Below are 17,700 nucleotides of genomic sequence, written 5' to 3' on the forward strand. Positions count from 1 at the left end.
GCTGTTCATTAACAGTGATTGGACGGCACTTAAAGTTAGCCATAACCTGCGCTGACCAAACTCCTTCAACCGGGGTTTTCATTCCTGCGAGGCTGTCATGTCAGAGCGTGTCTTGATCGATGGTTACAACCGCCGCGTCGACTATCTGCGCATGTCGGTGACCGACCGCTGCGACTTCCGCTGCGTCTATTGCATGGCCGAAGACATGCAGTTTCTGCCGCGCCAGCAAGTGCTGACGCTGGAAGAGATCTATCAACTGGCACAGAGCTTTGTGGCGTTGGGGACGCGCAAGATTCGCCTCACCGGTGGCGAGCCGCTGATCCGTCCGGGCGTGGTCAAGTTGTGCGAGCAGATCGCCGCCCTGCCCGGCCTGCGCGAGTTGTGCATGACCACCAACGGCTCGCAACTGGGCAAACTCGCCGCTCCACTGTTCGATGCCGGGGTCAAACGCCTGAACATCAGCCTCGACAGCCTTGATCCGCAGCGCTTCAAACAGATGACCCGCACCGGCGATCTGGCGCAGGTGATCAACGGCATCGATGCCGCGCGCAAGGCCGGTTTTACCCGCACTAAACTCAATGTCGTGGTGATGCAGGGCCGTAATGATCAAGAGATCAACGATCTGGTGAGCTTCGCGATCGACCGTCAGCTCGACGTCTCTTTCATCGAAGAGATGCCGCTGGGGATCATCAGCGAACACAGCCGTGCCGAGTCATTTTTCTCCAGCGCACAGGTGCGCGAAAAGATTGCCGAGCGCTACACCCTGATTGACTCTGCCGAGTCGACGCAAGGCCCGTCACGCTACTGGCGGCTGGCCGAGGCGCCGGAGATTCGCCTGGGCTTTATCTCGCCGCACAGCCACAACTTTTGTGGCACATGCAACCGTGTGCGCCTCACCGTCGAAGGGCGCCTGCTACTGTGTCTGGGTAACGAGCATGCGGTGGATCTGAAAGCGGTGCTGCGTGCGCATCCGGGGCAACCGCAGCGGCTGGAGAAAGCCATCATCGAGGCGATGAAACTCAAGCCGTATCGACATAATTTCGAAGTGAACGATGATGTTCAGGTCGTGCGCTTCATGAACATGACGGGCGGCTAGACCGCCCCTTCCAAGGGTTATCGGAACCGCACAGCATGATCATCAGACCCAAGGTCAACCAGTTCGCCATTCTCTTCACCCTCAAGGGTTCGATCGCCAAGCGCATCGCCATGCGCACGTTGATGGTCACCCTGCTCGCTTCGGCTATCGTGCTGGTGGAAATCCTCCATCCAAGCAACTTCACCAAGGTCAACGCCACGCCGTTTACGCTGCTCGGTTTGTCGCTGTCGATCTTCATGAATTTTCGCAACAACGCCTGCTATGACCGCTGGTACGAAGCGCGCAAAGCCTGGGGCGAAGTGATCGTGCACATTCGCTCGGTGATTCGTGAAACCCATGTCATTCGTGAGTCGGCTGAGCGCAAGCCGTTGTTGCTCAATCTGTGCGGCTTTGCCCATGCGCTGAACGCGCGATTACGCAAGGAAAGCGAGGCCGATGCGAGCAGCCAATGGATCATGCCGAAACCCGATCCGCAGACACCGGATTACAGCGGGCGCATCCTGCAAACGGTCGGCCAGCAGTGTTCCGATCTGCATCAGAACGGTGAGCTGACTGAGTGGCGTTACATGTTGCTGGCCAACCATTTGACCAGCCTGACCCAAGCGCAAGCGGTGTGTGAGCGGATCAAAACCACGCCACTGCCGTTTCCTTACACGCTGTTGTTGCACCGGACGATTTATCTGTTCTGCATCCTGCTGCCGTTTGCCATGGCTGAACCGCTGGGCTGGCTGACACCGTTGTTCACGGCGATTGTCAGCTACACGTTCTTTGGCCTGGATGCGATTGCCGATGAACTGGAAGACCCCTTCGGCCGCGACGAAAACGACCTGCCCACCGATGCACTGGTGCGCACCATCGAACGCGATATCCTCAGCGAACTGCGCGCAGACGTACCGCCGGCGCTGAAACCGGTGGACTATGTGCTGAGCTGATCCTTCTCTCCAGACACCCCGAAACCCTGTGGGAGCGAGCCTGCTCGCGATAGCGCCGGCCCAGTCAACATCTTCGTCGACTGACCCTCCGCCATCGCGAGCAGGCTCACTCCTACAGGTTTTGCATTCACACCCGGATATTGATGAGCGCCATAAAGCCATTGTGGGAGCGAGCCTGCTCGCGAAGGGGCCCTATCAGCCAAAATCAATGTTGACTGACACTTCGCATTCGCGAGCAGGCTCGCTCCCACAGGTTTTGCGTACACCGCGGATATTGTTGAGCACCACAAAACCATTGTAGGAGTGAGCCTGCTCGCGATAGCGGTTGACCAGCCAACGCAGATGTTGACTGGGCCACCGCCTTCGCGAGCAGGCTCGCTCCCACAGTTTGATTGGTGGTGAGGTCAGAAGAGTTCGCTGAAGGGGATGAAGCGCAGCGGGTCGCCGAGGTTGTGCGTGCTGTTCTCAGGGATTTCCACCAGGCCGTCGGCCCAGGTCGCGCCGAGCAGGACGCCGGAGCTTTGATTCGGATAAAGCACCGCACGCCCCGCTTCCAGCTTCACCCGCAGGTACTCACGACGGCCGCCGGGCTTGTGCCAATCGAAGCCTGCGTTGACCGTAAAACTCAGCGGCATGACATCTTCGACACCTTGAATGCGCAGCAGATACGGCCGCGCCAACAAGCCAAACGTCACCAGCGCCGAGGTCGGATTGCCCGGCAGACCAATCACCGGCACCGTACCGAAATGCCCGACCGTCAGCGGTTTGCCTGGCTTGATCGCCAGTTTCCACAACAGCGGTTTGCCGCTGTCGCGCAGCACCTGCCCGAGGCAGTCGGCATCACCGGCAGACACGCCGCCCGTGGTCAGAATCAGATCCGCGCTCACTTGCAGTTGCTCAAGCTTGAGCCGTGTCTGCGCCGGATGATCCGGGAGGATCCCGGCGTCGATCACCTCACAACCCAACTCACGCAGCCAATGCCCCAACAGCACACGATTGCTGTTGTAAATGCTGCCGGGGCGCAACGGCTGACCCGGTTCGACCAGCTCATCACCGGTCGACAACAGCGCCACCCTCGGCCGGCGCACCACATGCAACTGCGCCAGCCCCTGCCCCGCCGCCACCGCCAGTTCAAACGGACCGAGGCGCTTGCCCGCACGCAGCAAAATATCGCCGACGCGGTTCTCCTGACCCTGTGCGCGAATGTTCTGCTCGACCTTTAACGGCTGCAAAAACCGCACGCGACCGTCGTCCAGTACCTCGACGTTTTCCTGCATTTCCACGCAGTTGGCACCGGGTGGCACCGGCGCGCCAGTGAAGATCCGCGCGCAAGTTCCAGGCAACAACACCTCAGGAGCGGCCCCCGCGTAAACCCGTTGCGACACCGCTAGCGGCTGCTGATCCAGATCGGCCAGGTTCAACGCATAACCGTCCATGGCGCTGTTCGGCCACGGCGGTAAATCGAGGGTCGCTACCAGATCACTGGCCAACACCCGGCCGCGCGCCTCATCGAGCGCCAGCACTTCGCTGTCGGCCAGTTGTTGTTCATTGGCCATGAGCAACAACTGCTCGAGCGCGTCCTCCACCGGCATCAAGGGTGAACGGCTCATCCGCGCGGCCCACACGTCTGCACCGCTTTCAGATGCGGGACGAAGTTGCACGGGCGATGACGGTTATCCAGTTGCTCGGCAAGAATGCCTTCCCACGCCGTGCGGCAAGCGCCCGTCGAGCCCGGCAGGCAGCACACCAGGGTGCCGTTCGACAGCCCGGCCAGTGCACGGCTTTGCACGGTGGACGTGCCGATGTCCAGAATCGAAATCGCGCGGAACAGCTCGCCAAAACCATCGATCTGTTTGTCGAACAAGCACGCCACCGCTTCCGGCGTGCTATCGCGACCGGTGAAACCAGTGCCGCCAGTGATCAGCACCACCTGAATGCCTTCGTCGGCGATCCAGTTCGCTACCTGAGCGCGGATCTTGTACAGATCGTCCTTGAGCAAGTTGCGCTCGCTCAACGTATGACCGGCCTCCAGCAAGCGACTGACCAGCAACTGGCCCGAGGTATCGCTGGCATAGTCGCGCGTATCGCTGACCGTCAGCACGGCAATATTGAGGGGGACAAACAGGGCATCCGCTTTGGCGCTCATGGGACTCTCCGGCAGTAATTAATCAGATTGCCGAGCAGCCTAAGTGCCACTTATGAGTACTGTCTAATCACTCTGGCCAACCACATTATCGAGCGGCTCTATCAGCGCCTTTTGCACTGAACAAAGCCAGTGAAACCGTGGCTGATAGAGCTGATCGATAGTCCTTTAAACACTTCCGATTGGACGAACAATCGTTCAAGTGAGATCGTCGCACCCTGCGCTTTTCGTGCGCCTTGCGCATCTGCGTCAATACTCAATCAAAAAATCCCCATCGAGCAGGTGCCATCGTGGACATCAAACAACTCAAGTTCCTGATCGCGCTGGACGAAACCCGCCACTTCGGCCAGGCCGCCGCACGCTGCCACATCACCCAACCGACGTTGTCGATGCGCCTGCGCAATCTGGAAGACGAACTGGATCTGGTGCTGGTCAACCGTGGCCAGCGCTTTGAAGGTTTCACTCAGGCCGGCGAACGCGTGCTGGCCTGGGCGCGTACTTTGCTGGCGGCGCATGACGGCCTGTTCGCCGAAGCGGCGGCGTGTCGCGGGCAACTGGTGGGTAGCTTGCGTCTGGGTCTGGTGCCGCTGAGCAGCTTCAACCCGGTCAATTACATTCAGGGGTTGTCGGCGACGTACCCGGAGTTGAAGTTCAGCCTGTCGTCGCTCAGTTCCGACGAGATCATCGCCGGGCTGGGCAACAATCAGCTTGATCTGGGTGTGTGTTACCTCGACCACGTCAACCCGAATTACTTCGAGTTTTTCGAGATTGGTGAGACGCGCGTAGGGCTGCTCTACGACAACCGGCATTTCCATTTCGAAGGCTCGGAAATGAGCTGGGAAGACGCCGCCGAATTGCCGCTGGGAATGATCACCGCCGGCATGCATTACCGCAAATCCATCGACCTGAGCTTCCGCAGCCGTGGGCTCAGTCCGCAGCCGATCATGGAAAGCGATTCGACCTATCAGCTGTTGCAGGCGATTCACCAGGGCTTCTGCTGCGCGATCATGCCGCTGGACAGCGGGCTTGAGGAGCCGATCGAGCATCTGTCGTTCATGCAATTGCCGGATGCCAGTGTGCTGGCGCCGTTGGGGCTGGTGATGCGCAAGACCGAACCGCGCTCGGCAATTGCCGAGAAGTGTTTTGCCGAGGCGCGGAAGTTGTTTGGGGTTGAGGTTTCTGCCGAATAATTGATGTTGAATGTCAGACCGCCTTCGCGAGCAGGCTCGCTCCCACAATTGAAATGCGTTCCCCTGTGGGAGCGAGCCTGCTCGCGAAGAGGCCCGACCAAACAGCAAAAATTTTGGATGTGACCGTGTTGATCGACCAAAGCAATCACCACATCAGAACAAGCGATTGGACGCACTTTTAACGCCCCCGTAGCCTGAACACTCTTCAGCGCTTCGGGACTTTCAAGATGCTCTGCCAAGTCGAAACCATCGCAGAATCCACCAGCGAACCCAACGCCCCCGCCCCGCAACCGGCACAAGTGGCGTTTCGCGAATACCTGCCGAACGCCCCGCTTTCCCAGGCAGCTCTCGCCTCGGAAATCGCCCTCGCCATCAGCTACAACGGCCTCAGCCAGGCAGTGATGATGGTCTCGCCCGGCAACCTCGAAGACTTCATCCGTGGCTTCAGCCTGAGCAACGCGATCATCGACAGCGTCGACGAGATCTACGACATCCGCCTGACGCATTTCGATCAGGCCTGTCAGGCCAACGTGCAGATTTCCAGCCGCGCGTTCTGGGCCTTGAAGGATCATCGCCGGCAAATGACCGGCACCAGCGGTTGCGGCATCTGTGGCGTCGAAGCGCTGGAGCAGGCGTTGCCGCAGCTGCAGATCCTGCAACCTTCGCCGTTACCGCCGTCCGAGCATTTCGACGGCATCCGCCAACGCATCGAACAGGCCCAGCAACTGGCGCGCAGCAGTGGCGCGCTGCACGCCGCGTTGTATTTCGACGGCGACGGCGAAGCGCTGCTGTGCCGTGAAGACATCGGTCGCCACAACGCCCTCGACAAGCTGATCGGCGCGATGCAGATCGACACCATTGATGCCGCTGAAGGCTTTGTGGTGGTCACTAGCCGTTGCAGCCTCGAACTGATCCACAAAGCCGTGCGCGCTCGCCTTGGCACCCTCGTCAGCCTGTCAGCGCCTACCGCACTGACCGTGGGTTGGGCGCTCAGGCATCGACTCAACCTGATCCACGTGCCGCACCGCAACGCCCCGCGAATTTACAGCCCGATCCAGGAGTTTTCCGCATGAGCCACACCCTCACCCACCTCGACGATCAGGGCCGCGCCAACATGGTCGACGTCAGCGACAAAGCCGCGACCCGCCGCGAAGCCAGCGCGCAAGCCTGGGTGCAGATGCACCCGCAAACCTTGCAGATGATTCAGGCCAACGGTCATCCGAAAGGCGATGTCTTCGCGGTGGCGCGGATCGCCGGAATTCAAGCGGCCAAGCGCACTCATGAACTGATCCCGCTGTGCCATGCGCTGTTGCTCAGTTCGATTCACGTCGAACTCAAGGCCTGCGAACCTGACCGGGTGCAGATCACCAGCACCTGTCGCCTCACCGGCCAGACCGGCGTCGAACTCGAAGCGTTGACTGCCGCCAGCGTCGCCGCGCTGACCATTTACGACATGTGCAAAGCGGTGGATCGGGCGATGGTCATCGGCGACATCCGCCTGCTCAGCAAACAGGGCGGCCGCTCAGGCCACTTTCAATGGGAGGACGCGCAATGATCCTGATCAACTACTTCGCCAGCTACCGTGACCGGCTCAATCTGGGCGGTGAAAAAATCCCGCTGACTGAGGCTTTGAGCTGCGTTGAAGACGTGCGGCAAATGCTCATGGAGCGCGGCGAGCTGTGGCGTGAAGTGCTCGGTGCCGGCAACCTGATGTGCGCGGTGAATCAGGAATTGTGTCAGCCAAGTCAAGCGATAGAGGATTTCGATGAAATTGCCTTTTTTCCGCCGGTCACCGGAGGCTGATTGATGACAGTTCGAGTCCAGTACAAAAGCTTCGACGTCGGCCAGTTGACCGCCGACCTGCACGCGCGCAATCCACGGGTGGGCGCGGTGGTGAATTTCATTGGTTACGTGCGTGATCTGAATATTGGCCAGACGGTGAACGAGTTGTTTCTTGAGCACTATCCGGGCATGACCGAAAAGGCCCTCGAACAAATCGCCGAAGAGGCCCGCGAGCGTTGGCCGTTGTTGGGGGTGGAGATTGTGCATCGGGTCGGTACGCTGTCGGTGTGCGAGCCGATCGTGTTTGTCGGGGTCAGCAGCAAGCATCGGCATATGGCGTTCGAGGCCTGCGCGTTCATCATGGACGTGCTCAAGACCCGTGCGCCGTTCTGGAAGCGCGAGACTACGTCGCAGGGTGCGCATTGGGTCGAAGCTCGGGAGAGTGATCAGAATGCTGCTTTGCGCTGGAGCCTGGCGCATGCCTGAACAGCAAAAGCCCCTCACCCTAACCCTCTCCCAGAGGGAGAGGGGACTGATTGGGGGATATTGCAGAGGTACGCCGACCTGGAAGTACTTTATTGAATCCATAATCGATGGGATCTTTCCGGTCATGGAGAACGGCAGACACCTCGATCAGCCCCTTCGGGTGACCATCAAATCCATAATCGACTCGATTTTTCAGGTCGATGGATAACACAAGACACCTCGGTCGGCCCCCTCTCCCTCTGGGAGAGGGCTGGGGTGAGGGTTGAAAGTCTGATTAGATAGCCGCTCCGCCAGGTTTCAACTCCGGAGTCTCGCTTGAGCACAGCGCCGAACCACCTGCCCCGCCCCGACCCCGTCACCCTGCGCCAGGCCTGGCGCTTCTGGCTGAAACTCGGCTGTATCGGTTTCGGCGGCCCGGCCGGGCAGATCGCGATCATGCATCAGGAACTGGTCGAGCGTCGGCGCTGGATCTCCGAAAAACGTTTCCTGCACGCGCTCAACTACTGCATGTTGCTGCCCGGCCCCGAGGCCCAGCAATTGGCGACGTACATCGGCTGGCTGCTGCATCGCACCTGGGGCGGAGTCATCGCCGGTGCGCTGTTTGTGCTGCCGTCGTTGTTCATTCTGATTGGCTTGTCCTGGCTGTACGTTGCTTTCGGTGATGTGCCAGCAGTGGCCGGGGTGTTTTACGGGATCAAACCGGCGATCACCGCGATTGTGCTGCACGCCGCGCATCGCATCGGTTCGCGTGCGTTGAAGAATGTCTGGCTATGGGCGATTGCGGGCGCCTCGTTCGTGGCGATTTTCGCCTTCAATGTGCCCTTCCCCTTGATCGTTCTCGGGGCCGCGTTGATCGGCTATCTGGGCGGACGATTTGCGCCGCATCGGTTCAGCCATGGCGGTCAACGCAATAGCAAAAAGTCCTTCGGTGCGGCATTGATCGATGACGATACGCCAGCGCCCGAACACGCCCGTTTCAGTCTGCCGAAGCTGCTGCGTCTGGCGTTGATCGGCGCAGTGCTCTGGTGTTTGCCCATGGCGTTATTGACGACGTTGTTCGGCTGGGACGGCACGTTCACGCAAATGGCCTGGTTCTTCACCAAAGCCGCCCTGCTCACGTTTGGCGGCGCCTACGCGGTGCTGCCTTACGTCTATCAGGGCGCCGTCGGGCATTACGGCTGGTTGACGCCGACGCAGATGATCGACGGCCTCGCGCTCGGCGAAACCACGCCGGGCCCGCTGATCATGGTGGTGGCGTTCGTCGGTTTCGTCGGTGCCTACGTGCAACCGGCCTTCGGTCCCGAGCATGCATTTGCCGCCGGTGCGCTGGCGGCAACGCTGGTGACCTGGTTCACCTTCCTGCCCTCGTTTCTGTTCATCCTCGCCGGCGGGCCGCTGGTGGAATCGACGCACAACGAACTGAAGTTCACGGCACCGCTGACGGCAATCACTGCCGCCGTGGTCGGGGTGATTGTGAATCTGGCGTGTTTCTTCGCCTATCACGTGTTGTGGCCGAACGGTTTTGCCGGGGCGCTGGATGTGTTTTCGCTGATGTTGGCAGTTGCGGCGGCGCTGGCGCTGTTCGTTTTCAAACGCGGCGTGATCAGTGTGTTGATCGTTTGCGCCCTCGCCGGGCTGGGCTTTCACCTGATGCGCTGAACCCTGGCCTGCTAATCTCCCGTTTACACGCCCGCGAATTCCCCCTTACTATCCGGGCACACCGGTCGGCGGGTCAGCCCGCCGCCGACGTTTTCCGCCAACGGAAACACGCGTTATGAGTACGTCACTACAACAAGCAGAATCGTTGAACGTCTCTACCCTGCGCGCCCTCTCTAACAGGGGCGGCGTATGAATCGTATCGTCAATCTCCCCATGGCCCTGCGCCGTTCCAAGCTGCGTCACTCCGCACGCCCGCCGGATATCGCCCGGTCTGTCTGATCGCGTCCGTTAAAGAACCGCGACAGCCCCCTGCTTCTTGATATCCCTGCCAGGACAGCCACGCCTATTGCTGCGTCGTGTCCGGCCCGAATCTGCGCGCCTGTGCGGCGCCATCGTGAGTGATTGATTATGAAATTCGCAGCCATCGAAGACGCACGCCTGTTCCTTGAACAGAACCCCGATATCGACATGATCGAACTGTTCATCCTCGACGCCAACGGCGTGCCACGCGGCAAGCTGTTGCACCGCGAAGAACTGCTCGCCGTGTACCAAAGCGGCCGGCCGCTACCGAGCACTATTCTCGGTCTGACCGTGCAAGGTGAAGACGTCGAAAACTCCGGTCTGGTCTGGGACGTCGGCGATATCGACTGCCGCGCCTATCCGCTTGAGGGCAGTCTGGTGCGCCTGCCGTGGCGCAAGATTCCGACCGCCGCCGTGCAGGTCAGCATGCACCCGACCGAGGGCATGCCCGCCAGCATCGCCGACCCGCGACACTTGCTGATCAAGGTCATTGACGGCCTCAAAGCTGAGGGTTATTACCCGGTGATGGCCTGCGAACTGGAGTTCTATCTGCTCGACGCCAAACGTGATCACAACGGCCGCCCGCAACCGGCGCTGGATGCTGACGGAGGCCGACCGCGACACACTCAGGTTTACGGTTTGCGTGAGCTGGAACAGATCGAACCGTTCCTCGCCGACCTCTACAGCGCCTGCAAACTGCACGGTATTCCGGCACGCACGGCGATCTCCGAGTACGCGCCGGGCCAGGTGGAAATCACCCTTGAACATGGCGATGCACTGGAGGCGATGGATCAGGCCGTGCGCTATAAACGTCTGGTTAAGGCCATCGCCCACAAGCACGGTATGCAGGCGACGTTCATGGCCAAGCCGTTCGATGATCTGGCCGGCACTGGCATGCACATGCACGTCAGTCTGGCCGATGGCGCGGGGCACAATCTGTTCGCCTCGGAAGACCCGGCCGGCACGCCGCTGCTGCGCACAGCGATTGGCGGCATGCTCGCGTCCTTGCTCGATTCGCTGCTGCTGTTCTGCCCGAACGCCAACTCGTACCGGCGCTTTCAGGCCAACAGCTATGCACCGTTGGCGCCGACCTGGGGCGTCGACAATCGCACCGTCAGCCTGCGCGTTCCGGGCGGCCCGGCCAACACCCGGCACATCGAACACCGCATCTGCGGCGCCGATGCCAACCCGTACCTGGCAGCGGCGGCGATCCTTGCCGGGATTCATCGCGGCATTCGTGAAGACCTCGACCCGGGTGCGCCGGTCGAGGGCAATGGCTATGCGCAGGCGAAGGAATTGCTGCCGACCGATTGGCTGACGTCGCTGCAGGCGCTGGAGAATTCGGTGTGGGCGCGGGATGCCTTGGGGCAGGAGTTTCTCGGGGTGTATCTGGCGGTGAAGCGTGCCGAGTACCGGCAGTTCATGGCCGAAGTGGGTGAGCAGGATTGGCGCTGGTATCTCACCGAGGCCTGAAGACTCACCCCTACCCCCTGCAGGAGTGAGCCTGCTCGCGATGCGGCCATGTCAGTCACATCATGGGTGAATGACACACCGCTATCGCGAGCAGGCTCACTCCTACAGGGGACCGCGTACAACCTAAGAATTCCTGTGGACACTGACATGACCGAACGCTGCAATTCCTACTACACCGCCACCCTCAACCAGGACACCGACTACCCGACCGTGCAAGGTCGGCACACCGTCGACGTGGTGATCATCGGCGGCGGTTTCACCGGCGTCGCCACCGCCGTCGAACTCGCCGAAAAAGGCCTGAAAGTCGCCATCGTCGAAAGTAATAAAATAGGCTGGGGCGCCACCGGGCGCAATGGCGGACAAGTCACCGGCAGCCTTTCCGGCGACGGCGCGATGCGCAAACAGATGCGCGCGAAACTCGGCGATGACGTCGATGACTTCATCTGGCACCTGCGCTGGCGCGGGCATGAAATCATCCAGCAACGCGTCGAGAAATACGGCATTCAGTGCGACCTCAAACACGGCCATTTGCACGCGGCGTACAAGCCCAGCCATATGACCGATCTACGCAAGGATTATGAAGAAGCCGTGCGCCGCGGACTGGGCGATGAGGTCAGCCTGCTCGACCGCAGTCAGGTGCGCGACCTGCTGCAAAGCGACCTCTATCACGGTGCGATCAAGAACACTCGTAACATGCATCTGCACCCGCTCAACCTGTGCATCGGTGAAGCGCGGGCGGCGGAAAGTCTCGGGGCGCTGATCTTTGAAAACAGCGAAGTGCTGGAGATCATTCACGGCGCTACACCCGGTGTGCGCACGGCTCACGGGCAGATCGACGCCAATCAGGTGATGCTTGCCGGCGATGTCTATCACAAGCTCGAGCCCGGTCAGCTCAAGGGCAAGATTTTCCCGGCCATGGGCGGCATCGTTACAACCGCGCCCCTCGGCGATCTGGCGAAACAGATCAACCCCGAAGACCTTGCGGTGTACGACTGCCGCTTCGTCCTCGACTACTACCGCCTCACCGCCGACGGCCGCTTGCTGTTCGGTGGCGGTGCCAACTACAGCGGCAAGGATTCACGGGACATCGCCGCCGAACTGCGCCCGTGCATCGAACAAACCTTTCCGGCACTCAAAGGCGTGCAGATCGATTATCAGTGGAGCTGCGCGATGGGCATCGTGATCAACCGCATCCCGCAACTGGGCAAGCTCTCGGACAATGTCTGGTATTGCCAGGGCTACTCGGGGCACGGCATCGCGACGACGCACATCATGGGTGAAATCATGAGCCGGGCGATCACCGGGCAGATGGAGCATTTCGATACGTTTGCCCAGTGCCAGCACATTCGTGTGCCGATGGGGGATTTGCTGGGTAACCCGTTGTTGGCTGCGGGGATGTGGTATTACCAGATGCTTGAGCGTCTGCGCTGAAACATGTGCTGAATGTACCGGCCCCTTCGCGAGCAGGCTCGCTCCCACATTCGACCGCGTTCCTGAGCCAGATCTCGGTCACCTGTGGGAGCGAGCCTGCTCGCGAAGAGGCACTCAAATCAGCAAAACTTCAATCCGCCAACTGCTCGACCACAATCCCCAACCGCCGATAATCCTCGACACTCCCCGACGCCACATGCCGCTCGGTTATCAGCGTATGCAGGCGCGTACACGACGCCACCACAAACGGCTCCACCGCCCCCAACTTGTCCGCCGTGGTCACCGCAATCACCCGCGCCGCGCCCTCCAGCATCGCCTGCTTCACCGGCACCTCGTCGAAATGCAGCGAAGTAATCCCCACGTCCGGATGAATCGCACACACCCCGGTAATCGCCAGATCCGCCCTGATCCCGGCCAGCAGTCGTAGCGCCTCATGCCCGCCCGCCGCCATCGTTCGCGGGTTCAATTGGCCGCCAGCGAGAATCACCTTCACACCCTTGAATTCGGACAAGGCAATCGCCGTCATCGGCGAAGCGGTCACCGCCGTGATGCTGATATCGGCACGCAACGAGCGCGCCACCTGCAACGTGGTCGAGCCGGAATCGAACAGCACAATCTGCCCGTCTTCAATCTCCTGCGCCGCCCGTTGCGCCAGACGAATCTTCACCTCATCCGTCTCGTCCAGCCGCGTGAAGTAATCCTTGCCGGAGTCTTTCGGACGCGGCAGCGCCCCGCCGTGCACGCGTTGCACCAGTCCGGCGTTGTCCAGTTCGGCGAGGTCGCGGCGGATGGTGTCTTCTGAGACTGCGAAGTGCTGGCTCAACTCGGACGCCATGACCTTGCCGTCACGTTCGAGGAGCAAGAGGATTTTCTGCCGGCGCAGGGATGGCAGTTCAGCCGCGGAATGATCGTGCATGGTTATGCCTGTTTATGCTTGTAATTGCAGGTTTTGCGAGAGTAGCGAAAGGCTTCAACAAACACAAACCGACGGGGTATCAATTGTTTCGATCATTGGAATCAACAAGGCGAATTTTTTCTTTGCTTTCAGCCTGTTCAGAATGGCCCCACTCTAAAAGGCTCAGGATGAACACCTCATGAATCTCAATTTTGCGTTTGCGTGCATGATCGTCGTGTCATTTGCGATTGCCCTGGGCCATGCCTGACAGTGCCTCAGACCGACGCCAACAAATGCTCACGCAACCATTTGTGTGCCGGATCGCGATGCGAACGCTCGCCCCAGAACATCGCCATTTCGTAACCGGGCACTTCCAGCGGCGCGTCGACCACTTGCAACGCCGGGTTGCCGCGCACCAGGCGTGACGGCAGCATCGCCACCAGATCGGTGCTGGCCAACACCGACATCGCCATCAGAAAGTGCGGCACCGACAACACCACTTTGCGCATCAGCCCGACATCGGCCAACGCCCGATCGGTCACCCCGAAAAAGCCCCCGCCCTCTCGCGACACCATCACGTGTTCCAGCGCGCAGAATTGTTTGCGTGTGGGTGCAGACTTTAATCCCGGATGGCCGACTCGACCCGCCAGCACATAACGCTCGGTGAACAGCGGCCGTCGATGCAGCTCCGGCGGCGCGTCTTCGCTGATGTGCAGCGCCAGATCGAACACGCCCTGCTCGGCCTGCTTGACCAGATGCGCCGGTGTCAGATCGATCACCGCCAGACGCGTGCCCGGCGCCTGTTCGCGCAAGCTGCTCAGCGCCGGCAACACCACCGTCGACTCGCCGTAATCGGTCGCGGCGATCTTCCAGGTGTGCGTCGCCAGCGCCGGGTCGAACGCACTGGCCGGCGCCACCGCCCTCTCCAACGCCTCCAGCGCCTCCCGCAACGGCTCACGCAACTCATCGGCGCGCGCCGTCGGGCGCATGCCCCGAGGTCCGGGTAACAGCAACGGATCGCCAAAGATGTCGCGCAACTTGGCCAGATGCACGCTCACCGAAGGCTGCGACAGGTTCAGGCGCTGCGCCGCGCGGGTGACGTTGTGCTCGGAGAGCAGCACATCGAGGGTCAGCAGCAGATTGATATCCAGCCGTCTCAAATTATTCATGGCTATACCAGACATATCAGACATTCATTTCCAATATACCGGTTGAACGCCGATCCTGCAGTCACTCAGCTAACGGAGCTTCAACATGAACGTCTTACTCGTCTACGCCCACCCGGAACCGACTTCCCTCAACGGCTCGCTGCGCGACTTCAGCGTCCAGCGCCTGCAAGCCGCCGGTCACACCGTGCAAGTCTCCGACCTCTACGCGATGAACTGGAAAGCCACGCTGGACGCCGACGACGCCCCTGAGCGCGATGCGACGAAACCGTTCCATGCCTCGCTCGACTCGAAAGTCGCTTACGCCGAAGGCACTCAGGCCGCCGACATCGCTCGCGAGCAGGAAAAACTGTTGTGGGCGGATGCGCTGATTCTGCAGTTTCCGCTGTGGTGGTTCACCATGCCCGCCATTCTCAAAGGTTGGGTCGATCGGGTATACGCCTACGGTTTTGCCTATGGCGTCGGCGAACATTCCGACAGTCGTTGGGGCGAGCGTTATGGCGAAGGGAAAATGAAAGGCAAACGGGCGATGTTGATGGTCACCACTGGCGGCTGGGAATCGCACTACGCGCCGCGCGGGATTAACGGGCCGATGGATGATTTGCTGTTTCCGATTCAGCACGGGATTTTGTATTACCCCGGTTTTGAAGTGGTGCCACCGTTTGTGGTGTATCGGACGAGTCGGATGGATGCGGAGCGGTATGCCGAGACTTGCGATGAGTTGGGGCGGCGGCTGGATGAGTTGTGGAGTGCAAGGCCGATCGGGTTTCGGCAGCAGAATGCCGGGGAGTATGAGATTCCTGCTTTGACGTTGAAGAGCGATATCGCGCCGGATAGCGAAGGCTTCGACGCACACATCCGTTAGCGCCGCATTGCCCTCACCCCAGCCCTCTCCCGGAGGGAGAGGGCGCCGACCGCGTTGGATGTTCGAGTTACACCGACCTGATATCTCGAGTTGAACTCAGCTTTTGAAAGACACCGAGATCGGCTCCCTTCCCCCTCGCCCCCCTGGGGGAGAGGGCTGGGGTGAGGGGGATGAATCTAACTGACACACCGCAACACATTGACATCAGCTCCAGTCAGGCCTCTTCGCGCGCCCGCCGCACCTGCACCAACAACGCCGGCGCAAAATGCAGCAACACCATCCGGCTCAAATGATGAGTCAGAATAAACACCACATTCAGCCCCCCACCAAACGCGACAATCGCAATCGTCTCAATCGCCCCCGGCATGTACGCCAACCACAGCGACAGCGGATCACTGCCCAACCAGCGCGCCGCCACTTCAGCAAATACCGCCGCGACCACGATCATCAACCCAACCGAGACCAACGCTGTGCGCCCATGACGTCCCAGTTCCGCGACGCCCAGCCCCTGAAACCTTGAGCCGATCCGCACGCCGAGAATCAGCGCCGCCAGATTCAGGCTCCAGTCCGGCATATGAAAACCGTGCAGCCATCCCGATTTCACAAACACCGCTGTGATGATGATCGCGGTGAGCATGAACGGCGCCGGTACGCCGATTACCAGTAGCAAGCGTCCGAGCAGCACGCTCAACGCAATCACCGAAAGCGCCGTCAGGGCCATGCCTGTCGTTAAAGGATCACCATCGGCAACCGCCACCGCAGTGGCTTGACCGGGAATCAAGAAACTCACCAACACCGTGATCAACAGCAAGCGCATCAAGTGCACGATGATGACCTTGCTTGACGCTTTTTCCGACTCGAGTAAATCGAACACCGCAGCCAGTGCACCGGGATAGACCGCCAACAGCGCATCGGTGCGATTCCAGCCTGCGCCGCGTGTCAGCCACCATCCGGCCAACACGATTTGCACCGTCAGGCAAATCAACAACACACCAAGGCTCGGCAACATCGTTGACGCCGTCTCGCTATCCCACGCTTCGAACATCAACCCGGTGGCGATGCCCAGCGTGACCTGGATGTAGCCAAGTCCATAAGGAGTTGCCGGGGCGATACCGGTTTTGCTGGCAAACAATGCAGTGACGACAATCGAGCCCAACAGTAAACCGTGTGGCACACCTTCGAACTGCAACAGCGCGCCGAAACCGGCGGCAATCAACAAACAGAAAATGGATTTCATAGTCGCCTTCCTGGCTATTTACCTGACACACCACAACCCCCTGTAGGAGCTGCCGAAGGCTGCGATCTTTTGACTTTTGTTTTTAAAAGCAAGATCAAAAGATCGCAGCCTTCGGCAGCTCCTACAGGGGATGTATTCGTTTTCAGCCGCGCAACCGGCCAATCGCCCGGCGGTATTTTTCGACCCGTTCGAGATCTTCCCAACTTGGCGAGGCAATTCGCGACAGATCGCTGTTCTCTTCCAGATCCGCCAGCTTCACCACCCGGCCGATCGGATTCTGTGCGGCGCGGTCAACGAAGTCTTCATAGGATTCGCCCGGCACTTTGGTCACGGATTCGATAGCGCTCAAAACCTCCTCGCTGAAGCCTTCCTTGCGCAAGTCATCAAGGCTGACACCGCAATCCTCAACCACATCGTGCAGCACGGCGACGATGCGCTCTTCCAGGGTGCTCATGCGTAACATGACTTTCAGCGGATGCAGAATGTACGGCGCACCGCCCTTGTCGACCTGCCCGGCATGGGCCGTGGCGGCGATGGCGATAGCGCGTTCGAGGGTCTGGGTCATGAAAATCTCCGAGGTTTAAACACCGTAGCGGCCGCCGACATGGATATTGCGCTTGAGCCAGTTGCCGATCGCCTTCAGGCGACTGACTGGCTTCGCTGGCCCGCAATGACGCTGAAGAATCAGCGACACCAGTGTGGCCTGATCGGCTTTTGGATGGGCATCGATCAACTCGGCAACCCACGCGCAATCGGCCTTGTGCAGATGCTCACGCCACTCTCCAGGCCAGGCGTCCAGCTCATCCAGCGCCAACCATCGCGCACCGCCATGCTCCATGTGCCCGCCGGACATCGACTGCTCGAAGCAGAAAGGCGTGTCTGGCTTTGCAGGGTCAATGTGAAACAGATAGATGTCGTGGAACGGATGCTGTGCGGGGGGCGCGTTATTGCGGCTGCCGATTTCGATCATGGGCAATGTTCCAATCCTTGGGCGCTGAGTGTTTCCGATTGTTTCGCAGTGTACGCCACAGGAGCAAATCAAAAA

The 17,700-nt window shown here is 60.2% G+C and carries 18 protein-coding genes; 11 read left to right on the top strand and 7 right to left on the bottom strand.

What is annotated here, in order from left to right; genetic code table 11:
- The first annotated feature begins 97 nt into the window (after nt 1–97).
- Together moaA and U6037_RS17275 are read left to right on the top strand one after the other, a co-directional pair.
- Nucleotides 98–1,096, top strand: coding sequence for a GTP 3',8-cyclase MoaA (moaA, locus tag U6037_RS17270; protein WP_322843883.1), 999 nt, complete (start codon nt 98–100; stop codon nt 1,094–1,096).
- 35 nt (nt 1,097–1,131) lie between these two features.
- Nucleotides 1,132–2,028, top strand: a complete 897-nt coding sequence (locus U6037_RS17275; RefSeq protein ID WP_322843884.1) for a bestrophin family protein — start codon at nt 1,132–1,134, stop codon at nt 2,026–2,028.
- A gap of 404 nt (nt 2,029–2,432) precedes the next feature.
- Here U6037_RS17275 and glp read toward each other — a convergent pair whose 3' ends face one another.
- Both glp and moaB read right to left on the bottom strand, forming a co-directional pair.
- Nucleotides 2,433–3,638, bottom strand: a complete 1,206-nt coding sequence (glp, locus tag U6037_RS17280; RefSeq protein ID WP_322843885.1) for a gephyrin-like molybdotransferase Glp — start codon at nt 3,636–3,638, stop codon at nt 2,433–2,435.
- Nucleotides 3,635–4,174 carry a molybdenum cofactor biosynthesis protein B gene (gene moaB / locus U6037_RS17285; protein ID WP_322843886.1) on the bottom strand — a complete coding sequence of 180 codons (540 nt, stop codon included), beginning with the start codon at nt 4,172–4,174 and terminating at the stop codon, nt 3,635–3,637. Before moaB ends, glp begins: the two co-directional genes overlap by 4 nt.
- A gap of 287 nt (nt 4,175–4,461) precedes the next feature.
- On the opposite strand from moaB, the gene U6037_RS17290 reads away from it, so the two are divergent.
- The 8 genes from U6037_RS17290 to U6037_RS17325 all read left to right on the top strand — a co-directional run bounded on the left by U6037_RS17290 (nt 4,462) and on the right by U6037_RS17325 (nt 12,492).
- Entirely contained in the window at nt 4,462–5,361 is a 900-nt protein-coding gene (locus tag U6037_RS17290; protein WP_212621653.1) for a LysR family transcriptional regulator, read from the top strand.
- A gap of 227 nt (nt 5,362–5,588) precedes the next feature.
- On the top strand, nt 5,589–6,434 hold the full coding sequence (fdhD, locus tag U6037_RS17295; protein ID WP_322843887.1) for a formate dehydrogenase accessory sulfurtransferase FdhD: 846 nt from the start codon (nt 5,589–5,591) through the stop codon (nt 6,432–6,434).
- Nucleotides 6,431–6,916: a cyclic pyranopterin monophosphate synthase MoaC gene (gene moaC, locus U6037_RS17300; RefSeq protein WP_137216490.1), complete on the top strand. Its 486-nt coding sequence runs from the start codon at nt 6,431–6,433 to the stop codon at nt 6,914–6,916. Before fdhD ends, moaC begins: the two co-directional genes overlap by 4 nt.
- Nucleotides 6,913–7,164, top strand: coding sequence for a MoaD/ThiS family protein (locus tag U6037_RS17305; RefSeq protein ID WP_322843888.1), 252 nt, complete (start codon nt 6,913–6,915; stop codon nt 7,162–7,164). The genes moaC and U6037_RS17305 overlap by 4 nt, the downstream gene beginning before the upstream one ends.
- A 3-nt stretch (nt 7,165–7,167) precedes the next feature.
- Nucleotides 7,168–7,629, top strand: a complete 462-nt coding sequence (gene moaE, locus U6037_RS17310; protein ID WP_322843889.1) for a molybdopterin synthase catalytic subunit MoaE — start codon at nt 7,168–7,170, stop codon at nt 7,627–7,629.
- 315 nt (nt 7,630–7,944) lie between these two features.
- Nucleotides 7,945–9,288, top strand: a complete 1,344-nt coding sequence (chrA, locus tag U6037_RS17315; protein ID WP_322843890.1) for a chromate efflux transporter — start codon at nt 7,945–7,947, stop codon at nt 9,286–9,288.
- Between the two features lie 408 nt (nt 9,289–9,696).
- The gene (locus tag U6037_RS17320; RefSeq protein ID WP_322843891.1) at nt 9,697–11,061 is read left to right on the top strand and encodes a glutamine synthetase family protein; all 1,365 of its coding nucleotides are present in this window, start codon (nt 9,697–9,699) and stop codon (nt 11,059–11,061) included.
- Between the two features lie 147 nt (nt 11,062–11,208).
- On the top strand, nt 11,209–12,492 hold the full coding sequence (locus tag U6037_RS17325; RefSeq protein WP_322843892.1) for an FAD-binding oxidoreductase: 1,284 nt from the start codon (nt 11,209–11,211) through the stop codon (nt 12,490–12,492).
- A 130-nt stretch (nt 12,493–12,622) separates the two neighbouring features.
- On the opposite strand, the gene U6037_RS17330 is transcribed toward U6037_RS17325, so the two are convergent.
- Both U6037_RS17330 and U6037_RS17335 read right to left on the bottom strand, forming a co-directional pair.
- Entirely contained in the window at nt 12,623–13,408 is a 786-nt protein-coding gene (locus U6037_RS17330) for a DeoR/GlpR family DNA-binding transcription regulator (protein WP_322843893.1), read from the bottom strand.
- Nucleotides 13,409–13,662: 254 nt separating this feature from the next.
- Nucleotides 13,663–14,556, bottom strand: a complete 894-nt coding sequence (locus U6037_RS17335; RefSeq protein ID WP_322843894.1) for a LysR family transcriptional regulator — start codon at nt 14,554–14,556, stop codon at nt 13,663–13,665.
- An 85-nt stretch (nt 14,557–14,641) separates the two neighbouring features.
- Here U6037_RS17335 and U6037_RS17340 point away from each other — a divergent pair, with 85 nt between their 5' ends.
- On the top strand, nt 14,642–15,418 hold the full coding sequence (locus U6037_RS17340; protein ID WP_322843895.1) for an NAD(P)H-dependent oxidoreductase: 777 nt from the start codon (nt 14,642–14,644) through the stop codon (nt 15,416–15,418).
- A 214-nt stretch (nt 15,419–15,632) separates the two neighbouring features.
- On the opposite strand, the gene U6037_RS17345 is transcribed toward U6037_RS17340, so the two are convergent.
- The 3 genes from U6037_RS17345 to U6037_RS17355 form a co-directional block, all read right to left on the bottom strand.
- Nucleotides 15,633–16,655 (bottom strand): AbrB family transcriptional regulator, encoded by a 1,023-nt coding sequence (locus tag U6037_RS17345; RefSeq protein ID WP_322843896.1) that lies wholly within the window; start codon nt 16,653–16,655, stop codon nt 15,633–15,635.
- A gap of 142 nt (nt 16,656–16,797) precedes the next feature.
- A complete protein-coding gene (locus U6037_RS17350) occupies nt 16,798–17,220 on the bottom strand; it encodes an HD domain-containing protein (protein WP_322843897.1) in 423 nt (140 codons plus the stop codon).
- 15 nt (nt 17,221–17,235) lie between these two features.
- Nucleotides 17,236–17,625, bottom strand: a complete 390-nt coding sequence (locus U6037_RS17355; RefSeq protein WP_322843898.1) for a hypothetical protein — start codon at nt 17,623–17,625, stop codon at nt 17,236–17,238.
- Nucleotides 17,626–17,700 lie beyond the last annotated feature (75 nt).

Origin of the sequence: Pseudomonas sp. B33.4 (assembly GCF_034555375.1) — a bacterium.
GTDB lineage: Bacteria > Pseudomonadota > Gammaproteobacteria > Pseudomonadales > Pseudomonadaceae > Aquipseudomonas.